The sequence below is a fragment of the uncultured Ruegeria sp. genome, assembly GCF_947489545.1.
GTDB lineage: Bacteria > Pseudomonadota > Alphaproteobacteria > Rhodobacterales > Rhodobacteraceae > Ruegeria.
In genome coordinates this window covers 1-3,396 of the sequence record NZ_CANLDZ010000056.1, presented here as the reverse complement: position 1 = coordinate 3,396, position 3,396 = coordinate 1, and the positions used below count along the sequence as shown (strand labels likewise).

The following is a 3,396-nucleotide window of genomic DNA, read 5'->3' as shown; positions in this document are numbered from 1 at the left end:
AAAATGTGGTGAATTTTGGACGTGTGAAGTGTCAATTCGGTTCTTAGCCAATTTGGTCGCGCGCGAAACGAATTGGGCTCACGGCGGACCTCGGAGGCAGAGCAGCATCGGGACCTGCCTAAGCCCTATTGATACCAAGGACAGCCCGAAGGAGACATTCATCGTAAGTGCCGCCGCCGCAATGCGGCTTCACCAAACCGGCCTTTCGCTGCGCTCGCAAGATCGTTCGCCATGCTAATTCACAGATTGCGGACACAGCTGACTTATTGCACTTACGCGACTATGATATTTCCATGGGCTCATCTTGAGAACCAATGGGTGAGCATGTTCGAACAAGAGACAACCGAAATGTTGTTTTCTGGTGCGCTGGAGAAAGCTTCTTCTTATGCCGTAGCGTGGAGTTCCAACGATCCGGCGCAAGTGGCCGCACATTTCGCGGAGAATGGGGCCGCACGGCTCAATTCCGGCAAGGCGATTCAAGGCCGGGGAGCGATAGCTTCGGACTACGCAACACCATTTTTCCGCGAATTTCCTGGTTCTTCAGTGTTGTTGCATGATTTTCGTTTATCAGGAAACCACACTCTCTTTACCGGTATGCTCGTCGGTCCCGGAGGGCGTGAAGATTCTCTTGTTCGCCCGTTGGGTTGGGAGGAGCGGACCCTCGACGACAATGGCTTGATACAGTTGTCGTTGGTTTGGTTCGACCGCGACGACAACGCCAAGCAGGGTGGTAGCGCTTTTTTGCAGTGAATGCTTTTAGCAAAGTCGGCATAGGAACGTCTGAGAAGCGCGGCAACGCTGATCTTCAGCAGACAATGACTAGTGCCCGATTTCGGCCTAGCTATACTGAATGAACTCGCATCCAATTTTGAGACAAGCAGTTCTTCCCGCTCAATGCGTACCAATTTGGGATCTAAGTGAAAATGCTGGTGAGGTCCAAAGACATTCGTTACGAAGATAGCCACACGGTCTTTCGTCTCTACTTCGGTAGGCGCAAGTGTTTGGGTATACATTGTTCCTCGCAGGTGACGGGTTTTCCGACCCTTTCAAAGCGATACCCGGTGGCGTGGATGCATATGCGACTGCCGCGGCGGTCATTCAGTTCGATGGTCCAGACAAATTTGGAATAATCCGTTCCGTGGACCCGCACTGGCTCTCTGGGCCGGGTAATCCGGTCAAATGGCAAGGGTGTTATGGACGATTTCGGAAACGAAAAGGAGACGGACAGATCGGAAACGCCCTCGAAACACAGGTTACCCTGGCAAAGGGAAAAACTGAAATGCCCGTTGTCCTGCCTGATCCATTCCTCAATGTGATCAATATCGAGTTTTAGTTCACTCATCCAATCATCGTTGTCTGGGTCAGGTGAAATCAAATTTTGAGCATAGATGGAATTGTCATGGAACTCATGACTGACGTCCTGAAAGAGCCCCTGTCCGCTATCCATCGCAATCACTCTAATCCGAATTGTTGATGATCCCCTCGATCTCGGGGTTTCAGCCAGTTTAATATGTCACCATGCCAAAGGTAACGACAACAACGGAAGCTCTTGCAACCCAGATCATTGCTGCATTTGACGGCCTTGATCCTCCTGCTGACGATGAACTTCTTCACCCCGAATGTATGGATGACGTGGATGTTCTTGAGTTCTACGGTGGGGTCAAATGGCATGAGATGACCGATCAAATGATCGTACACGGATACGCGGCCCCCACTGCTTTCAGCGCAAAGGCATTTCAGTATTATTTGCCCGCATATCTGCTTTGGACTCTACGAAGCTCAGACAGCCCTGAATATGCCGGTGAAAGCATTCTGCTGGCACTCAACCCCGGCACATCGAAAGAAATGCTGCACGAGTTCAGGAAGTCCAAGTTCAACCAATTAACGCCTGCACAGAACGGGGTTGTGTTGAGGTTTTTGTACTATTTCAGTGACCATCCCCAACTTGGTGAGTTTGCGGAAGCCGCATTGGTCAATTACTGGATTGAACAAGGCGTGTTGTCATCGGGTCGATGATTCTTACGTATTTGATGTGGTTCCTCGCAGCGCTTTTTGTCGTAACCGGCTTGCCGTTGGCATTGACTGAGAATGAGCAATGGCAACGGGGGGATCCGCGCGGATGTTGGTTGCTGTCTTGCAGCTTCCCCAGAAGCGGACATTGAAAGGCGTCTGTCGCAAATTGAACAACTCGAAACGAAGCAAAAAGTCGATTACACATCCAGAACGGCTTTCAGGTGGCCGAGTCAATGAATTGACCTAGCTACCTTGGGTTCAGAAACCTAGTTCCTTCGCACTGCTATCTAAGGGCGTCCGACTGGCGGTTTGTTGGGGTTATCTTTCCATTCATTGAACTTAAGGGCTCCTCCGATGGCTTCCGCAAACGTATCGAGGTACTGACCCGCAGACGTGTCTTGAAGTTTCTATTCTGTGTCCTGTTTGATAGTTTCATTAGTGTCGTCAATGAGCGTGTTCGTATCGGCAAAGCCGTTGTCTTGAGCCGCGCGGACAGACTGGAAATGCGCCTCGCCATCTAAGTAGAAATCACCGCTGGCTTTTTGTGACTGAAGCAGTTTTCCACTCATATCGCCAGCTCCGGTGCCCAGATCCTGCATGGTCTCAAGCGAAGAAGAGTTTGTGGTATGATTGACAGCTTCGTCGCTGACGGTCGGCGATTTCTTGGAGCTCCCCCCAACTTGCGTCGCGTCCAATGGTGAGAGGTTAGCAATGAGGTTGACAACTTTTCCGACGACGGTTGTTGCAGTGTCCTCGCCTTGGCGTGCTGCGTCATGGGATATTTCAGATTGGCCGATTTGCTGATTATTTTGGGCAGCGCTGGCAAAGTGTTGACCCGGACCTGCCATTGCGGATCCTGCGGTCAGTGTGATCACCAATGCCGGTGCAACAATGATTCTTTTGATTTTGCTGAAGCGTTCCATTTTTTGATCTCCTTGTCTTGCGGTCACATCTCCAACCTAGGAACGCTACGGCTTTGGGCATTGTGAGACGAGCTCATTATTTTGCTGATTTTCGTCAAATCGCTGCAATGCCCTCCGGCCGCCCCAATGGCCGGCTTTTACGCCGCCGTTGACAGGAACCGCGCCGAGGCGGCCAGCGGCATAAAACAGTAGGATTTTCTCATCGGCCAATCGTCACTTCACAAGCCAAGCCACCTCGGCGCTCCGATGTTCTAAGTTCTAGCTTCCCACCATATGCGGCCAGTAGATCAACGGAAATAGAAAGACCTAAACCAGTTCCTCTTACTGAGGTGTCCAGCCGACTGCCGGATCGAAGGACTTCGTCTCGGGCGCCTTCCGGAATACCGGGCCCGTCATCTTCAACGCAAATTTCGATACCCCTATCTGTGCGCTTTGCTGTGATTTGGAATGTTGTTCGGCT

The 3,396-nt window shown here is 51.2% G+C and carries 5 protein-coding genes; 3 read left to right on the top strand and 2 right to left on the bottom strand.

Annotated features, from left to right (window positions below):
* The first annotated feature begins 324 nt into the window (after window positions 1-324).
* The 3 genes from Q1B13_RS26615 (at window position 325) to Q1B13_RS26605 (ending at window position 2,016) form a co-directional block, all read left to right on the top strand.
* Window positions 325-750, top strand: coding sequence for a nuclear transport factor 2 family protein (locus Q1B13_RS26615; protein ID WP_299085898.1), 426 nt, complete (start codon window positions 325-327; stop codon window positions 748-750).
* A gap of 247 nt (window positions 751-997) precedes the next feature.
* Window positions 998-1,333, top strand: a complete 336-nt coding sequence (locus tag Q1B13_RS26610; RefSeq protein WP_299085900.1) for a hypothetical protein — start codon at window positions 998-1,000, stop codon at window positions 1,331-1,333.
* Window positions 1,334-1,518: 185 nt separating this feature from the next.
* Window positions 1,519-2,016, top strand: a complete 498-nt coding sequence (locus Q1B13_RS26605; protein WP_299085903.1) for a DUF6714 family protein — start codon at window positions 1,519-1,521, stop codon at window positions 2,014-2,016.
* Between the two features lie 404 nt (window positions 2,017-2,420).
* Here the strand turns inward: Q1B13_RS26605 and Q1B13_RS26600 are convergent, their stop codons facing one another.
* Window positions 2,421-2,936, bottom strand: coding sequence for a hypothetical protein (locus Q1B13_RS26600; protein ID WP_299085904.1), 516 nt, complete (start codon window positions 2,934-2,936; stop codon window positions 2,421-2,423).
* Between the two features lie 199 nt (window positions 2,937-3,135).
* Window positions 3,136-3,378, bottom strand: coding sequence for an ATP-binding protein (locus tag Q1B13_RS27140; RefSeq protein ID WP_366871150.1), 243 nt, complete (start codon window positions 3,376-3,378; stop codon window positions 3,136-3,138).
* Window positions 3,379-3,396: the final 18 nt, after the last annotated feature.